The sequence below is a fragment of the Wolbachia endosymbiont (group E) of Neria commutata genome (genome assembly GCF_964026735.1).
GTDB lineage: Bacteria > Pseudomonadota > Alphaproteobacteria > Rickettsiales > Anaplasmataceae > Wolbachia.
In genome coordinates this window covers 117,384-133,337 of record NZ_OZ034692.1, presented here as the reverse complement: position 1 = coordinate 133,337, position 15,954 = coordinate 117,384, and the positions used below count along the sequence as shown (strand labels likewise).

At 33.8% G+C, this 15,954-nt stretch carries 20 protein-coding genes and 2 pseudogenes; 18 read left to right on the top strand and 4 right to left on the bottom strand.

Going from position 1 to position 15,954, the window contains the following annotated elements; translation table 11 throughout:
* Window positions 1-17 precede the first annotated feature (17 nt).
* The 12 genes from AAGD89_RS00670 to AAGD89_RS00615 all read left to right on the top strand — a co-directional run bounded on the left by AAGD89_RS00670 (window position 18) and on the right by AAGD89_RS00615 (window position 5,614).
* Window positions 18-227, top strand: coding sequence for a hypothetical protein (locus AAGD89_RS00670; protein ID WP_341808434.1), 210 nt, complete (start codon window positions 18-20; stop codon window positions 225-227).
* Entirely contained in the window at window positions 211-492 is a 282-nt protein-coding gene (locus AAGD89_RS00665; RefSeq protein ID WP_341808433.1) for a type II toxin-antitoxin system RelE/ParE family toxin, read from the top strand. Before AAGD89_RS00670 ends, AAGD89_RS00665 begins: the two co-directional genes overlap by 17 nt.
* Window positions 493-570: 78 nt before the next feature.
* Entirely contained in the window at window positions 571-828 is a 258-nt protein-coding gene (locus AAGD89_RS00660) for a phage tail assembly protein (protein WP_341808432.1), read from the top strand.
* 109 nt (window positions 829-937) lie between these two features.
* On the top strand, window positions 938-1,060 hold the full coding sequence (locus tag AAGD89_RS00655; protein ID WP_341808431.1) for a hypothetical protein: 123 nt from the start codon (window positions 938-940) through the stop codon (window positions 1,058-1,060).
* Between the two features lie 23 nt (window positions 1,061-1,083).
* Window positions 1,084-2,823 carry a phage tail tape measure protein gene (locus tag AAGD89_RS00650; protein ID WP_341808430.1) on the top strand — a complete coding sequence of 580 codons (1,740 nt, stop codon included), beginning with the start codon at window positions 1,084-1,086 and terminating at the stop codon, window positions 2,821-2,823.
* The gene (locus tag AAGD89_RS00645; RefSeq protein ID WP_341808429.1) at window positions 2,769-3,263 is read left to right on the top strand and encodes a hypothetical protein; all 495 of its coding nucleotides are present in this window, start codon (window positions 2,769-2,771) and stop codon (window positions 3,261-3,263) included. Before AAGD89_RS00650 ends, AAGD89_RS00645 begins: the two co-directional genes overlap by 55 nt.
* Window positions 3,263-3,610 carry a phage tail protein gene (locus AAGD89_RS00640; RefSeq protein WP_341808428.1) on the top strand — a complete coding sequence of 116 codons (348 nt, stop codon included), beginning with the start codon at window positions 3,263-3,265 and terminating at the stop codon, window positions 3,608-3,610. Before AAGD89_RS00645 ends, AAGD89_RS00640 begins: the two co-directional genes overlap by 1 nt.
* A complete protein-coding gene (locus AAGD89_RS00635) occupies window positions 3,607-3,816 on the top strand; it encodes a tail protein X (protein WP_341808427.1) in 210 nt (69 codons plus the stop codon). The genes AAGD89_RS00640 and AAGD89_RS00635 overlap by 4 nt, the downstream gene beginning before the upstream one ends.
* Window positions 3,813-4,631 (top strand): contractile injection system protein, VgrG/Pvc8 family, encoded by an 819-nt coding sequence (locus AAGD89_RS00630; RefSeq protein WP_341808426.1) that lies wholly within the window; start codon window positions 3,813-3,815, stop codon window positions 4,629-4,631. The genes AAGD89_RS00635 and AAGD89_RS00630 overlap by 4 nt, the downstream gene beginning before the upstream one ends.
* Entirely contained in the window at window positions 4,612-4,776 is a 165-nt protein-coding gene (locus tag AAGD89_RS00625) for a hypothetical protein (RefSeq protein ID WP_341808425.1), read from the top strand. Before AAGD89_RS00630 ends, AAGD89_RS00625 begins: the two co-directional genes overlap by 20 nt.
* A 150-nt stretch (window positions 4,777-4,926) precedes the next feature.
* Window positions 4,927-5,352 carry an ankyrin repeat domain-containing protein gene (locus AAGD89_RS00620; RefSeq protein ID WP_341808424.1) on the top strand — a complete coding sequence of 142 codons (426 nt, stop codon included), beginning with the start codon at window positions 4,927-4,929 and terminating at the stop codon, window positions 5,350-5,352.
* Between the two features lie 37 nt (window positions 5,353-5,389).
* Entirely contained in the window at window positions 5,390-5,614 is a 225-nt protein-coding gene (locus AAGD89_RS00615; protein ID WP_341808423.1) for a hypothetical protein, read from the top strand.
* A 112-nt stretch (window positions 5,615-5,726) separates the two neighbouring features.
* Here AAGD89_RS00615 and AAGD89_RS00610 read toward each other — a convergent pair whose 3' ends face one another.
* A complete protein-coding gene (locus AAGD89_RS00610) occupies window positions 5,727-6,263 on the bottom strand; it encodes a phospholipase D family protein (RefSeq protein WP_341808422.1) in 537 nt (178 codons plus the stop codon).
* Here AAGD89_RS00610 and AAGD89_RS00605 point away from each other — a divergent pair.
* Window positions 6,262-7,029: pseudogene (locus AAGD89_RS00605) on the top strand (patatin-like phospholipase family protein); the annotation flags it as partial. The gene AAGD89_RS00610 and the pseudogene AAGD89_RS00605 overlap by 2 nt on opposite strands.
* 245 nt (window positions 7,030-7,274) lie before the next feature.
* Here the strand turns inward: AAGD89_RS00605 and AAGD89_RS00600 are convergent.
* Window positions 7,275-8,219, bottom strand: a complete 945-nt coding sequence (locus AAGD89_RS00600) for an IS110 family transposase (protein WP_341808247.1) — start codon at window positions 8,217-8,219, stop codon at window positions 7,275-7,277.
* Between the two features lie 328 nt (window positions 8,220-8,547).
* On the opposite strand from AAGD89_RS00600, the gene AAGD89_RS00595 reads away from it, so the two are divergent.
* Window positions 8,548-9,258, top strand: a complete 711-nt coding sequence (locus AAGD89_RS00595; RefSeq protein ID WP_341808421.1) for a hypothetical protein — start codon at window positions 8,548-8,550, stop codon at window positions 9,256-9,258.
* Between the two features lie 228 nt (window positions 9,259-9,486).
* On the opposite strand, the pseudogene AAGD89_RS00590 reads toward AAGD89_RS00595, so the two are convergent.
* Window positions 9,487-10,320: pseudogene (locus AAGD89_RS00590) on the bottom strand (transposase).
* A gap of 429 nt (window positions 10,321-10,749) precedes the next feature.
* Here AAGD89_RS00590 and AAGD89_RS00585 point away from each other — a divergent pair.
* The gene (locus AAGD89_RS00585; RefSeq protein WP_341808420.1) at window positions 10,750-11,979 is read left to right on the top strand and encodes a P-loop NTPase fold protein; all 1,230 of its coding nucleotides are present in this window, start codon (window positions 10,750-10,752) and stop codon (window positions 11,977-11,979) included.
* 48 nt (window positions 11,980-12,027) lie between these two features.
* Here AAGD89_RS00585 and AAGD89_RS00580 read toward each other — a convergent pair whose 3' ends face one another.
* The gene (locus tag AAGD89_RS00580) at window positions 12,028-13,311 is read right to left on the bottom strand and encodes a hypothetical protein (RefSeq protein WP_341808419.1); all 1,284 of its coding nucleotides are present in this window, start codon (window positions 13,309-13,311) and stop codon (window positions 12,028-12,030) included.
* A 141-nt stretch (window positions 13,312-13,452) separates the two neighbouring features.
* On the opposite strand from AAGD89_RS00580, the gene AAGD89_RS00575 reads away from it, so the two are divergent.
* The 3 genes from AAGD89_RS00575 to AAGD89_RS00565 all read left to right on the top strand — a co-directional run bounded on the left by AAGD89_RS00575 (window position 13,453) and on the right by AAGD89_RS00565 (window position 15,941).
* Complete coding sequence (locus AAGD89_RS00575; protein ID WP_341808418.1) at window positions 13,453-14,526, top strand: AI-2E family transporter; 1,074 nt, start codon at window positions 13,453-13,455, stop codon at window positions 14,524-14,526.
* Window position 14,527: 1 nt separating this feature from the next.
* Window positions 14,528-15,163: a DnaA ATPase domain-containing protein gene (locus AAGD89_RS00570; protein WP_341808417.1), complete on the top strand. Its 636-nt coding sequence runs from the start codon at window positions 14,528-14,530 to the stop codon at window positions 15,161-15,163.
* A 163-nt stretch (window positions 15,164-15,326) separates the two neighbouring features.
* Window positions 15,327-15,941 (top strand): M23 family metallopeptidase, encoded by a 615-nt coding sequence (locus tag AAGD89_RS00565; protein WP_341808416.1) that lies wholly within the window; start codon window positions 15,327-15,329, stop codon window positions 15,939-15,941.
* Window positions 15,942-15,954: the final 13 nt, after the last annotated feature.

The window sequence follows — 15,954 nt, the reverse complement described above, 5'->3', positions numbered from 1 at the left end:
ACTTACTGGAGTAGTATATGGCTAATATGAATACTAAAGTTCATGAAAATTCTGAAGAACAATTAGTTAATTTGCTTGTCAGTGTTGCACAATCTCAGAATAAATCTGTTTTAAAGTTATTGGCTGAATTAATGGAAGAGGAAATTGAGGATATAGAATTATCTAAAATTGCTGGTGAACGCTATAAAGAGAAGAGAATAAGACATCAAGATGCCTTCTGGGATTAGGCTATATAATATAGATTACTCAGAATCTGTTATAAAAAAAGATATTCCAGCACTTCCAAAAAAGATAAAGTCAATTATTGAGAAGGCAATAATGGAACGTCTTACGGTTGAGCCAATAGGACTTGGAAAACCTTTGCGCCATGATTTAAGTGGACAGTACAGTTTAAGGGTAAGTACTTATCGTATACTTTACTACATAGACGCTCCAGCACATACAGTAGTAATCACTTCAATTGAACACAGAAAAGATTCTTATCAAAGCTAACAATTCTTATTTTTCAAGAAAATTAGTCATGTAAAAGTCAATGTAGGCTTTTATTTAATTAATTTTTTAGGGGGAGATATGCAAACAATAACACTTAATAACCCAATAACAGTTGATGGAACACTTGTTTCAGAACTTACCATTAGACGTCCGAAAGTAAGAGATTATCTTGTTATGGAGCGTTTTGATGGTAGTGATTTAAGTAAGGAAGTCGTATTAACTGCAAATTTAACATCAACTGCAAAAGAAGCAATTGAAGAACTGGATATTGCAGATTATGTGAAAGTACAAGAAATCTTAAAGGATTTTTTTTCACCAATTATCCAAAAGACTTAAGACTGAACGTACTAATGCTCAGCTCTATCACAGGTGGTGGTGTTGAGCAAATACTCAATATGGAAATTAATGAATTTATTTCGTGGGTTAAAGTAGCAGGGGAATTTAAATGTCAACGTTATCTATAAAAATAGGAGCAGTGTTGGATGGCAGTTTTAATGCTGTAATAAAGGGAAGTAGTGGTCAGCTTCTAGTCTTGGCGAGAATATCAGAAGGCTTGATTCATCCTTAAAATCAGTATCTAAGTTTAAACAATTGGGTTCTGATGTTTTGGCTAGAAAGAAATCCTGGAAAGGCTTTGAAGATCAGGTAAAATCCTTGGCCAAACAAATGAAAGGAATAGAAAAACCAAGTAAAACTTTAAAAGCTGAGTTTGATAAAGCCAAAGCTTCGGCAATAAAAGCAAAAGATGCGTATTTGAAAAAGAGGGATGCTCTACATTCATTAAATGAAGAAGTAAGGAAAAGTGGAAAAAACATTAAGTCTTTAGTAAGTGATCAATATAAACTTGGATCATCTGTTGAGCTACTCAAGAGCAAATATAACAAACTTGGATCTGCAATACGTAGTCACCAAAGTGTTTTAGCAAGTAAAGCACGCTTTAAATCACAAATCATAGAAACAATTGGGCTTGGACTGACACTTGCAGCCCCGATCAAGGTTGCTATTGATTTCGAGAGTGCTATGGCTGATGTGAAGAAAGTTGTAAAATTTCATCAGGATAAAACTACGGATGAATCAATTGAGTTTGCTAAAAAGTTGAAAGAAATGTCTCGTGAAATACCGCTATCAGCTGCAGAATTAGCACAAATAGCTGCAAGTGGTGGCCAGCTTGGTATTGACAAGAACGATCTAATTAAATTTACAACAATAGTTGCTAAGATGACCACAGCGTTTGATATGTCTGCAGAGGAAGCTGGTAACGCTATAGCAAAGATCTCTAATGTTTACGGGATTGGAGTTAACGATATGGAAAATGTAGGTAATATAATAAACCATCTTTCGGATAATACTGCTGCTAAAGCGAAAGAAATGGTTCTTACACTGAATAGAATTGGCGGTAATGCGAAACAGTTTGGACTCGATATTGGTCAAGCAAGTAGCTTAGCTAGTAGCTTCATAAGCTTAGGTAAACAACCTGAAAAAGCAGCAACTGCTATAAATAACTTTCTTAGTAGACTCCAAACTGCAAGAGAGCAAAGTCCTGAATTTCATGATGCATTAGATCAAATGGGAACAAGTGTAGAGGAACTTGAACAAGCTATTAAAAAAAATCCTCAAGAGGCAATATTACAATTTCTTGAAACCTTAAAAAAAATAGATGATCAAGAGCCTGCTGGCATTCTTATGAACCTATTTGGCGGAGGATTTCAAGATGATATTGCTCTGTTAGTAGGAAGTTTAGGTACTTACAAAAAAGCTATTGCTCATTTAGCTGATAAAGAAAAATATAACGCTTCAATGCAGGAAGAATTTAACAATCGTGCAAATACTACAGCTAATAAACTACGACTTCTCAGAAATGCAATAGCTGAAGTTGCTATGAATCTAGGTTCAGTTATGTTACCTACTTTAAAATCCATAGCTGAATATTTACAAGAAAAAACTCAACGCATAGCTATGCTTGCAGAAAAATATCCAACTTTAACTACAGCAATCATGGGTACTATAGCAGCTTTAATAGGTTTGAAAATCCTAACAGTAGGCGTTGGTTATGGATTTACTTTTTTAGCAAGTACAGTTCTTGGTCTAAGAGCAACAATAATTGCAACGTTCTCATTTTTATCAACTACAGTTTTTCCTGCAGTGATAATAGGACTAAGAGCAATAGGATTAGCTGTAATGAGTAACCCTATTGGATTTTTAATAGCAGGACTTGTTACTGGTGCAGCTCTTGTTATGACTAATTGGCAAAATGTGAAGGACTTTTTTGTTAGCTTGTGGGAGTACATAAAATCGATAATAAAGCAATTGGTGAAGCTTTCTCATGGCTAGGAGACACTGTCAGTAGCATATTTGGTGGATTTTCTGAGAATAGTACGATTAAGAAATTTGAAGGCAACGTAAGTGTTGTTAATGAGCTTTCTAAAAATAGCGTTTTCAGTAATGGAGATCCATTGGCAAACAATAGTGCTATAAGACAACTATCGGAAAGTAGCAAAAACAATCTTGAGAATCTTAAAGTAAAAAGTGTTATAGAAGAGAAAAGAACTACGGACCAAGAAGAAGTTGAGAAAGCACTTAAGGAACTGATAAAAAGTAAATGTGAAAATAGGGAATCGAAAGTATATAACCAAGCATTCTATCAAACATTTAATATCAATATTAAAGCAGAGCCAAGTCAAAATATCCGTAGTCTTGCTGATGCAGTAATAGAAAGATTTAGAGAACAAGCACGTGGCGCACTATTTGATATAGTTGAAGAACTGCATTAATGTTGCTTGGAAAATGTAAGCTTGAACCAATAAGCCTGAGATACAGTAAAGAAGAGAGATGGCATACAATTGAATGTATTGAAAAAACGTCACTACAAAACATCGGTTCAGGAATTGAATGTATTGATTTGACAGGAGTAATTTACCCACATTATCAGAGTCGTGGTTTAGAGCAATTAAAGAGTATGCGTAGCTCTAAAGAAGCTCATGTTTTAGTTAATAATTCAGGCAATGTACTTGGAAATTTTGTCATTACTAGCATAGAAGAGAAACAGATATCATTCTTCCCAGGTGGACAGCCAAGAAAAGTTGAGTTCCAATTAAAGCTAAAAAGTTATAATAAATGATTTACTATTACACAAAAGAGAATGAGATGTTGGATTATATTTGCTGGAAGTACTACGGATATAGTAGTGGAGCAGTGGAAGAAATATTACTTGAAAATCCTGGTCTTGCGGAATACGGTAGTTTTTTACCTGCAGGTCTCAAGATTAAGCTCCCTAAAATTCAGAAAATATCACAAGAGCCTGTTATCAATATTTTAGATGAATGACTCCAGACTTTGATATAATAGCAGAAGGTAATTCAGTAACAGAAGCATTAAAAAGGAGCTTAATATCTCTGCATGTTACTGACGGATCCGGTACTACAAGTGACGAAGCTGAGATATGTATTGATTATAACTCCAGTGCTTTAAAGCTTAAGGGTAAATTACAGATTTTTCTCGGGTATAAAGAGACAGGTTTACTGCTTATGGGAGTTTATACAGCAAATGAAATTACAATACAAAGTCCACCACAAACATTGAGAATAAAATGCAATGCTGCAAGTTTGAGAGGATCATTAAAGGAAAAAACATCAAAAGAATGGAAGGACATTACCTTGAGTGATTTAATTAAAGAGATAGCACAAAAGCATGGGTATGAAGGTAAAACTGCCAAAAAGTTTGAAAATATATTTATACCGCATATTATCCAAACAGACGAAAGCGATATGAATTTTCTGGAAAGATTAGGTCAGGATTATGATGCATTAGTAAAATCAGTGGGAGGTTATATAATTTTTATTCCAAAAGGAGAGGCAAGGTTAGCAACTGGTAAGGTTTTAGGGACAACGGTATTAACACCTCAAGAAGTCATAAATTGGAGGGTAAATTTTAATGTACGCAATAAGTATGGATCTGTAATTGCAAAATGGTACAGTTATGAAATGGGAAAAACTACAGAAGAAAAAGTAGGCAATGAAGATCCAAGTTATTCCATGCAAACACCTTACTCTACTGCAGAATCAGCAATTAGTGCAGCAACTGCTAAATTAAAACAATTGAAACGCAGCACATCAATTTTAAATGTTTACTGTTCCTGGTAATCCTGAACTATGTGCAGAAGCCAAAATTAGCCTTTCAGGGTTTTGTCAGGAAATTGAAGGAGAATGGGTAATTAGCAAGGCAGAACATATTTTAGATAGTAGAGGATATCAAACTACTGTAGAAGCAATGGTAAGCAGAAAATAAGAAAATTTTAAGGAAATGATTATTTAATTCTAGGAAATATTGGAAATGAACATGATAAGTAAGAACATAAAGAATAAAATAAGCTTTCTATGGCTTATGATAACAGTTATATGTGTTATTATCACATACTGCTATGCAAAGGGTAAAGCTGTGAGTGATTATAAAACAATATTACAAATTGCTTCTGAAAATTGTAGTGCTGAAGTTGTAAAATTTATAGTCCAAGGTATGGTGAATATTAATAATACTAAAATATCTGGTTTTACAGCGCTACATAGTGCAGCATATGCAGGGTGCACAGAAGTTGTTAAGTTGTTAGTTGATGAAGGCATCGATATAAATGCTACTAGTAAGTATGGCAGTACAGCACTTCATAATGCTGCAGACTACGGTCACTTAGAAGTTGTTAAATTTCTACTTGAGCAAAACGCAAACCCTAATATTACTGATAATAATGGAAGAATGCCTAAAAAGTTGGCTGTAATGGAATCACGACACAATAAGAATAATAAGCCCTACGATGAAATCATAAAGCTACTTGCTAGAGCAGAGGATAACTACAAATCAGAGAAGTAAGCTATTATCAGCAATTATTCATAATAAATTTACATCTATGCAAAACCAAAAAATTCCATTAGCAGTAATAGTAACGATGGCAATACAGGCTATAATGGTAATTTGGTGGCTTGCCAAGCTAGATTTACGGGTTCACATACATGATAAATTTATAGAGCAGAATAACGGATTAATCGTAACGGTATATCGCTTGGAAGAGAGAGTCAAAAGTCTTTCTGAAGAGCTTGATGAGTTTAAATTACAAGTTTTAAGCAGAAAGTAAGGTCTACAAAATATCTCTTAAAACATCTATTAACGGTATTAATATGTTGCACTTTTATTTAGAAAAAGGTGAAAAAATCAATAAATATTATCATTTTCCTACCCTTCCTTTCTTAATCCCAAATTCGAGTTATACGTCTTGGAGCTTTATTATAAAACTCAGATTGAGATTGACGATCTTTCCAATTTTGAATGTACCGCTCAATTAATGAAGAATCTCCTGTTATGATCAATAGGTTTTCAGCATTTCTTCTCTGTGCATTATGAGAAAAGTTGGATCCAGTTATGATTTTTTGGTTGTCAATGATAACTACTTTATTATCGGCGATAGCAGGTTTGAAATCAATCCAAATTGGAATTGTGTGCTCAAATAATTGATTAATGACACTATGTATTCCGTTAATTGCCGATTCATCTAAGATAACCTTAACATCAACACCTCGTTCCTTAGCTCTAATTAGCGATTTTGCAATAGATTCAGAATTAATGGAATAGGCTTGGACCAACACAGATTCTTTAGCATGATCTACAGAATCGATTATTAGATTGTTACAATTCTCTCCGGGAGTGAAACCGACTGTAATTTTTGGACAACTAGCAAATCCTAATAGAAGCGAACAAGTTAATAAAACTAATAAACATCTAAACATGACTAAATATATCCTTTCAGTAGACGGTGGCGGAATCCGAGGAATTATACCAGCAATAATATTAGCAGAAATAGAGAAAAGGACAAGCAAAACTATTTCAGAAATTTTTCACTTAATGGCAGGCACTTCAACCGGTGGAATAGTTGTTGCAGGGCTACGTAAGAAAGATGGAGAAGGAAAACCACAGTATTCAGCGAGTGATTTAGTCAATTTTTATCAAGAGTATGGTCCATATATCTTTAAATCCTCATTTTTAAGAAGGTCAATATTTTCATGGTTAAACGGTGCTCAGTATCCATATCAAAATATAGAGAACGTACTACACAAGTATTTCGGTGATGCCACTCTTGCAGACGTCTCAAATAATTTACTACTTACTAGTTACGATATTCATAACAACTGTCCTTTCTTTTTTAAGAACTGGAAAGAGGATAGAAAATTCATTAAATTAAAGGACGCGTTAAGAGCAACAACTGCAGCACCAACATATTTTGCACCTAAATATCTGAAAATCAATGACGTTGAAAGAGTTTTGGTGGATGGAGGCGTATTTGCTAATAATCCAGCCGCATGCTCATATGAAACAGCAAGAAACTATTCCCTGATGATGATATGGTACTGCTTTCAATTGGTACCGGCCGTGTATCTAGCCCTATTAAATATGTTAACTCAAAGAAACTTAGGAAAGATAACTTGGGTAAAACCACTACTGAATGTAATGTTTGCCTCGGGACTTGACTGTGTCAACTATCAATTGAGTCAGATCAACTATGTTTTTTAAAATTTTTTGAATTTAGTCTTATTACAACTTTTGTTTATAATTTTGTATTCTTATTCAATTGAAAAATGTATTTTTGACAATAAAAACCCTAATTTATCATAGAAAAATTTTATATCAAACAACAGTTACTGCTTAGATCTTGTGATTAACGAATATGTGCATAAGTACTTAAAATGTGTGGGGACGTACTTACACACATATTCGTTAACCTATTTTCTATGCAGATTTTTTTAATTCACATTAACTGCTTCTTTAAGCCTCGCATTGGCAATTACTATGATTTTTCGCATTAGAGCTGTTATAGCCACCATCTTCTTTTTACCTCTACCAATAAGATCAGAGTAAAAAGCACCAAGCGCAGATTTGGATCTTGCGGCAGCCATTGCAGCCGTAAAAAGCTTTGCACGAACATTGCTTCTACCACCTGTTATCCTTCGGTAACCAATAGTTTTACCACTTTCTTTTGGATGCGGGGCAACTCCAGCAAGACTTGCAACTTCTTTTTTGTTTAAGTAGCCAAGTTCTGGCATCAAGCATACAAAATCTTGAGATAACTTGATACCTATTCCTGGTACCGTTCTAAGGATTTTTTGGCGCTTTTGTAACTCTGGATTTTCATCAATAATTTTTTGCATGGTATCGTTGAGCTCATTTATCTGACTGTTAAAAAAGTCGATTGTTTTTTGGCAACTTTCTTTTATATGGTCGTTTTCAGGTGCTGCAAGCCTACATTTCTCTTGAGCTCTCATTTGCGTAATGTCATCACGGCGTTGACAAAGTGCAACTAAGGCTGTTTGTTCTTTTGACATAGGCACAAATAGAGATAGAGTACTATAGCGTTCACATCCATATTGAGCAAGAGCTCTTGCATCTGATTGATCAGACTTTGCTAAAGTTCCATGAGATATGACAAAGCTTTTTACTTTGCGAGTATTAGCTCGATGTACAGCAACATCCTTATCAACAAGAAAATGTGCTAAACCAAGCTCATATTTTCCAGTGTTTTCCAGAGTTACTAAAGAATTAGGTAAGATATTTGAAAAATCTTGAAACAATTGTTGCCAACCAGCGGCATTATTATCAAACTTGATAATGTTCTTTTGGTTGTGAGCTGCAGCAACATTTTTAAATTTTCCTATATCAATTCCAATAAAATTTTGATAAGATGTAATCATAATAACCTCGATAGTTTAATTAATTTAAGATTGTAAACGGGTGCATACATATGTCCCATGCAACTATTCAAACGTATCGAGAGATAGGGCTAGTGTACCTTGATCTGAACGGCTGTAATACCAATTATTGGTCGGTCGCACACGCCCGTGATAGCCCTATTCCTATAGTTAGTAGGGTTATCCTCTCTCTTGTTTCTTTTATATCATATTTTTAACTTACAATTATAAGAAAGAAGAGGGTAATAATCCTGGTTTACAAGATAAACTTTCAGCGTCAGAATTACCTAAAGAGCATGTAGAAAAAATCCTAACTTTAACGCCACCGCCAGTGCCAAAGAAAGCTTCTGGTGCTTACATCTCTCTCGATGACGTAAATTGGAAAAATTATCCAAAAGATGTAGAAAATGTTCAGAAAGAAAATAATATTCCCCTATCATCCCCAGTGTCAGAATTATCTGAAGAGCAAGTGAAGCAGATTCTAACTTTAACACCACCACCAGTGCCAAAGAAAATTCCTGGTGCTAATAAAATTGGCAAATACATATATGGTCATCAAAATCCAGAACAACTAAGTATAATACTAGAAAAAAAATTATTTGATATGGCTGCACACAATAGTCTCAGTGAAAATAACATAAAATTTCTGCAATCTCGATCAGCAGAAGATATATTTGAGCTTAAAAACCCAGAAGGAAAAACTGCTTTAGAAGTAGCTAAAAAAGCTGGTAATCAGCAGTTTATGGACATAGCTTATAGTAAGCTAGAAGGAATAAAAGGAGACAATCAAGAAATAAATAGAAAATTTAGTGAGTTTTTTATTGAAAAATCAGAAAAAACTGAATCCACTACTGTAAAAGAAAGAGCAAAAATTTTTGAAAAATTAGGGACAAATCCTGCTGATATTACTCAAAAAGCTCTTCCTTCCACAGGAGTAATTGTAAGTAAAATAGTTGAACAACTTGAAAAACCAATAGACCAAACAGAAAGCAAAGGAAGACAAGACCTGCTGCGAAGCAGTGTTGGACTAGCTAAAACATGAGATAACCCAAAAGTAAGGTAAGTTAAGACCCGTGCCGCAAGTTCACAGTACCCGCAATAATATTAAATTTCAAACAGCTACATTAGCATACATGAAAACTATTAAGATGGTGTTGGCACATGGAAAAAAGGTTAAGTATGGAGCACGGTCTTATATTAGACCCCCTGCGAAACAACGTGAAGCAAGTTGCTGATAAAATCTGGTAAGAAATCCTCAGCCTAAAAATTATTAAAAACTATGCCTCAAATTCACAATTCCTGCTATAATATTAAATCTCATGTTGTATTTCTTCTGAAAATTGCGGTAAACATTTGACATTATTTTGAAGATTTTTATCTCGCGAATCTTATTTTCCACACGCATCCTGAACGATGCCAGCTTCCGATTATGCTCCTTTTGCTCCTCCGTTAGTGGCTTTTTACGGTGTTTTTTGTACGGAATCACAACGTTTTTCTGCAGTTTTTGCCAACCTTGATACCCAGAATCGGCATATTTTATGCTATCTTTGGCCAACAATTTTTCCTGTTTCCTTATGCGAAAATCATGCATTCGACCTCTATACGACTTCGAAATCGACAGAATTTGCCCATTTCCCTCGATCACAATTTCGGTTTTTATTGTGGTTGCTTTCTTTTTTCCGGAATAACTTTTCTTACGTTTTTTGCTGTCTTTCGGCCGCTGTATCGGTTGCTCCGTGACGTCTGCTAAAATTTTTAAAATCCTTTCTGGCGTCAGCGTTCTATCCTTTTTTATAGTAATTTTTTTGGCCAATAATGGCTACATTTTCTTAAAAAGTCGGCAAATATTTGAGTTGTGCAAATTAAACAAAAACCCTAAAAATGGATGCGTTATGTACGTTCTGTAATAAATTAGAACACATAAAATCCTGTCTTCTAGCTCCTCAACATGCGATTTTCTTCCGTGACATTTCTTTTTCGCCTCCATTTTTTCCCACTCTGGACGCACTTTTGCCACAATTTTTTCAAATTCAGATGTTGTGAGCCCTGTCAATTGTCTAAAAATATATGGTGTTCTTGCTATTTTTACGTAACTTATTGCCATCTTCCCTCTTCTAAAACTTTCATTTTACATGCTTTTTAATGTTTTTCATCTGTTTTTTACCTTTTCGCAGGGGGTCTATTGAAGTTTTTTTCTATAGGCTCAAACAGATATCTGGTTTTAGTTTAAAAAACAGATCTGAAATAAATCGTACAAAAGAGCTCCTCATTCAATGATACTTAATTAACAAATTTACCGATATAGGTACGGCTAAGCTTGAGTTAGCTGCGTGAGTTTACTGTGATTTACATACCCAATGAGGTCTATGTAACAAAGCCCCAGAATTGGGGTTAACAACTTCAGGTGGCGGATTATTTGGTCTTATTATCGCTATTGGCCTCAGTAATAAATCCATGTCAGTTACTAAGTTGTGATATAAATATGGACTCTTAACTTATAAAATACTATAGTGAAATGCAGTGTAACAATCCTATGTGTTTTAAAAAGCTTATATCATTAATAAAATTTAAGAAGAAAAAAGTAGCGCCACCACCTTTGGTGGTGGCTTGGGAAAATGATTACCTAGACTATAAGAAATTTGCAAACAAATGCAACACTATAATTAAAAAAATTGAAGAAATTTTTACAATAATATCTTTGGAAGGATATGACGGATGGGGTAAGACTTTTTTTCTGAAAGAGTGGATAAGAGATTTGAAGCAGCAAAATGAAATTGCAGCTTATTATAGCGCATGGGATATCAATGCACTGGACCAACCGCTTCCTTCTTTTTTGAATTTTTTATTTGAGGATTTATTTTCGTCATATGAAGTAAAGAGAAGCGTTATACAACAGTTCAAGAACATAAATCAGGAGCTATTTTCTTTAAATACACTAGGAAAAGTAATTAGTAAATCTCCACTTGCGATGCTTTCTGTGCTCCTTGATGCTACTAAAGAAGCTGATAAAAAAGACATTGGTGCTGTTTTAAGAGAATTAAATAATCTTCAGAAAAGACAGGAAAATATTAAAGATTTTAAAATTCAATTAGCAAAAGTAGTTAATAAAATTAGGGAAGGTAAAAACATTTATATAATGGTGGATGATCTTGATATATGCCGTCCCAAATTTATTGTCGATTTTTTAGAATCCATAAAGTACATGCTTGACATAGAAGGGCTTGTTTTCATTATTTCTGTCAGTAAAGATAAAAGCAACGTGTATAAAGCTATTAATACAATACTTGGATCAAATTTTGACCTAAAATCTTTCACTGATTTATCCTTACACTTACCAAAACAACCTATAGAAAGATTTACAAAAGAACTATTCAAAAACATAAAATTGCCGAAAAAGTCAAAAAATTTGATCATAGACGGTTTTATATTTTATGCAGAAAGCTTATCTCTATCGTTAAAAACGATAGAGTACTGCGCAAAGAAAATAAAGTTGTGTCTTCTGAATTACACAAAGGAAGAAATACCTGTACCAAATTTGTTTTCATTTTTAGTAATACTACAGTCAATAAATATTGATATTTATGATGAATTAGATTTTTCATTTGAAAAAGCTTTGGAAAAAATTGCAAATGAATATAAGCCTGCAATTTTAAATCATCCAAATGGTCAAGGAGAATGGGAAAAATTAAAAATTTCTCTGGAAAATACCTTTGCAGATGAGAGGTCAAAAATTAACAAAAAAATAAAGGATATAATATTTTGAAGATGGCCCTGCCTTTATATGACAAAGACAGGACTGAATTATACTTACTTACCAGCTGCGACCACCATTTTCGATTTTAGCGATTCGTTCCTTTACTTTTACTTGATTTAGAACAGCATCAGGAAGCTTTGCTTCATGCGAAACATTGGGTTGAGTGACACCTCTTTTGCCATTGCCTTTAGTAATAGCACAAGTTGCAAATTCACCCTTTACATGCATAATGGTAGGATCTTCTTTAAACCCATGATTTCTCTGCATCTCAGGCTCAATTTTGCTACCATTGTGTGTAATCATGCACTTTTCTAGATTTGAACTATGTTTGACTGGCTTTCCAAAACCAGATTTTGTAAAATCAGGTTGCTCAATCTGTTGTGATGGATGCCTGGGTTTGAATCTATCTGGACTAAAACGCTTTTTGCCTTGATCTTCTGGATTGTGATTAAGCGAATTATCAGCTTGTGTACTAATAGGAAATTTTGTAGTTTGTTCAGGAAGCTCTAAAGGAACCTGCTCCTTTACTTTTACTGCTTCACTTTTTTGTGGTTTCGGATGTTGAGCAGTTGCTGTGCTTGACTGAGTACGCTCTTCTGCAGTGGTAGACACCTCCATAATAGTACTTAAGCGTGAATTTTCTACCACATTTCCTGCATCTGATGGTACTTCACTTCTTTGTTGTTCCATACACGGAGTAGAGTCGTTCATTCCTCCAAACAACATATCATCAATAGTTGCTGGTTTTGATTTAGTTGGATTTTGCTCAAATGCGTTCATATTTTCCATCATCATTCTATCTATATCCGCTTGTGCTGAAGAAGCGAGAGCTTCAAAATCAATACTAGAAGTGCTTGATGGTGAAGGAACACTATTTCTTCTTTCTCTTAGCGTTTTAAGAGGGTTTAATACATGAGCCAATTTCATACCGACATACGGCTTTGTAGCAGCAGGATCAGCTTTCTTTGTTGCATTTAACTTGTTTAAACCATTGCCAGTAGGAATGCTCCATCCCAGGTGCAGATTACCTGATTGCTCTACTTTAGGATGATGTTTAACTGATTGCTTAACTTGTTTATCAGGAGTTTTATTAGCTCTTTCTTCGGATTTTGCTTTATTAAGCGCATTCTGTTCAAAAATTGCTAGCCTTCCAGCAAATTTAGCTTGGTGCGACTTTGGCGGTACAGGTGGAGCAACTTTAGGTTTTGTTACACCCTGCAACTTGCTTTGTGACAATAATTTAGTTTCTGGCGATCTTAGAGGAACGGGTGGAGCAACAATTCCTTTTGAATTAGCGCGAGAAAAGATTTTTGGACTATTTTGTTCTATTATATTAGTCATTTTTTTACCTCTAAACCTATTAAGTATTTAAATTATAAGTTCAGAGGTATTAATTTTATGATAACAATGTTATAAGCAACAAATCTTTGGGGGAAAGAAAATAACCTTTAATATTTTTAGTAAGTCAGCTATGCTAAAAGCATGCAAAAACGTCATGTAACTATTTGTTTTATACTACTTTCCATAATTGGTGCGCTATTTTTGATGCGCCCTATGATTTTTCCGTGCCTTGCATCTATTGTTGCTGCATATTTATTTAATCCCCTAGTGATAAAACTTGAAAGATATAGAATACCACGTTTATGTTCGGCAGTTTTTATAATACTTGCATTATTAATAGTCTTTATATTACTTATAACATTTGTTTTACCTATTATATATTGCAAAATTACCTCGATATTAAACTTTTTAGTAAGTCAAACGCCTTCACTTAGATTTAAAATAATCCCATCTTTATTGAAATTTCTTAATATAAAAATAGATGATGATTTATTTGATCATCTGTCTAAGAATCTAGCAGAAAATTATAGTGATTATGTATCATACTTCATCAATGCTATTGATATTGTAAGCCATTTCACAATCCAAGTATTAAGCTCGAGCTTTAGCTTGGTACAAATAGTGTCGCTAATGGTGATTACTCCTGTAGTATTCTTCTATATATTGCGTGATTGGCATTTAATTATAGAAAAAGCTAGGAGATTAATTCCTGTTCCTCACAGAGAAAAAGTTGCAGATTATTTTTCAAAAGTAGATTTCATTGTATCTCATTATCTAAGGGGACAGGTAAACGTATGTATTGTCATGATGATTTTTTACTCAGTGGGCTTAAGTATAATAGGATTGGAGCATTCTATTACTGTTGGGATTTTATCAGGGACATTAACATTTATACCTTATATAGGGCCATTAATCTACACAACAATTGGATTTTTGAGCGCTGTCACCCAATTTAGTGGATGGTTTGAAAGCGTTGCTGTTTTAACATTATTTTGTGCTGGACAATTAATAGACTCAAATATATTGGTTCCTTTATTAATAGGGAAAAAAGTTCATATACATCCAGCTGTGATTATTTTGGGAATCACCATATGCGCCTCATGTTTTGGATTTATAGGCGTGTTGCTTTTTATTCCAATAATTGCGATATTTAATGTATCAGTAGAATGTGCAATCAATAGATATTTGAAGAGTGAGTTTTACAAAAACGGTTAGTGTGCAATTAAATCTATTTAACAATGATCAAGTTGATTATTGTCAGCAAAATTTTATCATTTTGGATGAAAATAAGCAGATATATCATTCAGTAGTTGATGATTTGACTTGGAAATGTATGATTCTTTTTGGGCCTAAAAGTTCAGGTAAAACTCACCTCGCTCACATTTGGCAATCAGTAAACAATGCGATTTTTATCAATGTAAATAATTTTGTAAGCGAGATTAGGTATAGTGATGCTTTTATTTTAGAAGATATACAAGATATTAAAGATGAAACGATGTTATTACATTGTTACAATTATATGAAGGAGAATAATAAGAGATTGCTAATGACTTCTTCAATCTCACCAAAAAAGCTTAATTTTAAGCTAAGAGATTTAAGTTCTCGAATATTATCAACTATCACAGTAAAAATTTCACCTGCAAGTGAGGAATTATTAAGAATTATGCTGATAAAACGATTTTCGGATAAACAGTTAAAAGTTGATTTAAAAGTGATTGATTATATTTTAGCAAGAATAGAGCGTTCTTTTTGTAGCGTTAATAAAGTTATAGAGAAAATAGATAGTGAATCTATGGGATCAAATATTACAATTCCGTTTATTAGTACTTTGTTAAAAAAGAGCATTACATGATTTCTGTTTTGCGTGGCATAATTTTATTAGACTATAGCGCTTAGAAAGTTTTGCTATGCATATAGCATACCATCATACTGACAGTTAAATGAGGAGTAAGTTGATGATTTACTCTTACTATCTTAACAATTATGTTATTATATACAGACCAAAAGCTAAATTTATGTGGCACATAGTCTCGTTTTTTATGTTATCGATGATTTTAGTAAGTTGTGGCCTACAAAAACCTGCACCTGTAGTGCTTAAAGGTGAAGAATTTTATGGAAAAAGAGATCTAGAATATACGAGAGAATACCACTTAATTAAAGAAGATGTTGACCCTTCAGTTAAAAAAGAAAATAGAAAAGTAATCATAAGTAAAATATATAAAGATAGCAACAACACAAAAAACGTGGAAATTGACGAGGTAAATTGTAAATTTGTAATGCCAGTTAAAGGCGCTGTTACCTCTTCTGATGAGATGTGTAAGGATGGTGTAAAAATTGCTGCTCAAAATGGTACAAATGTAATTGCTTCTGCACCCGGTAAAGTGATATATGTAGGTAAAGGGCTGAGGTGGTATGGAAATTTAATTATCGTGGAGCACAAAGATAATTATATGACTGTGTATTCCTATTTAAAAAATATACACGCTGAAATCGGTGATAAAGTGAAGCAGGGCCAAGTAATTGGATCTGCAGGTAAGTCAAGTACAGAAGACAAAAATCCGCAGATATGCTTTACTCTGAGGCATAATGGCCAAGCAATTGACCCGTTGCCTCATATGAACTGTAATTAAATTTGGATTTATT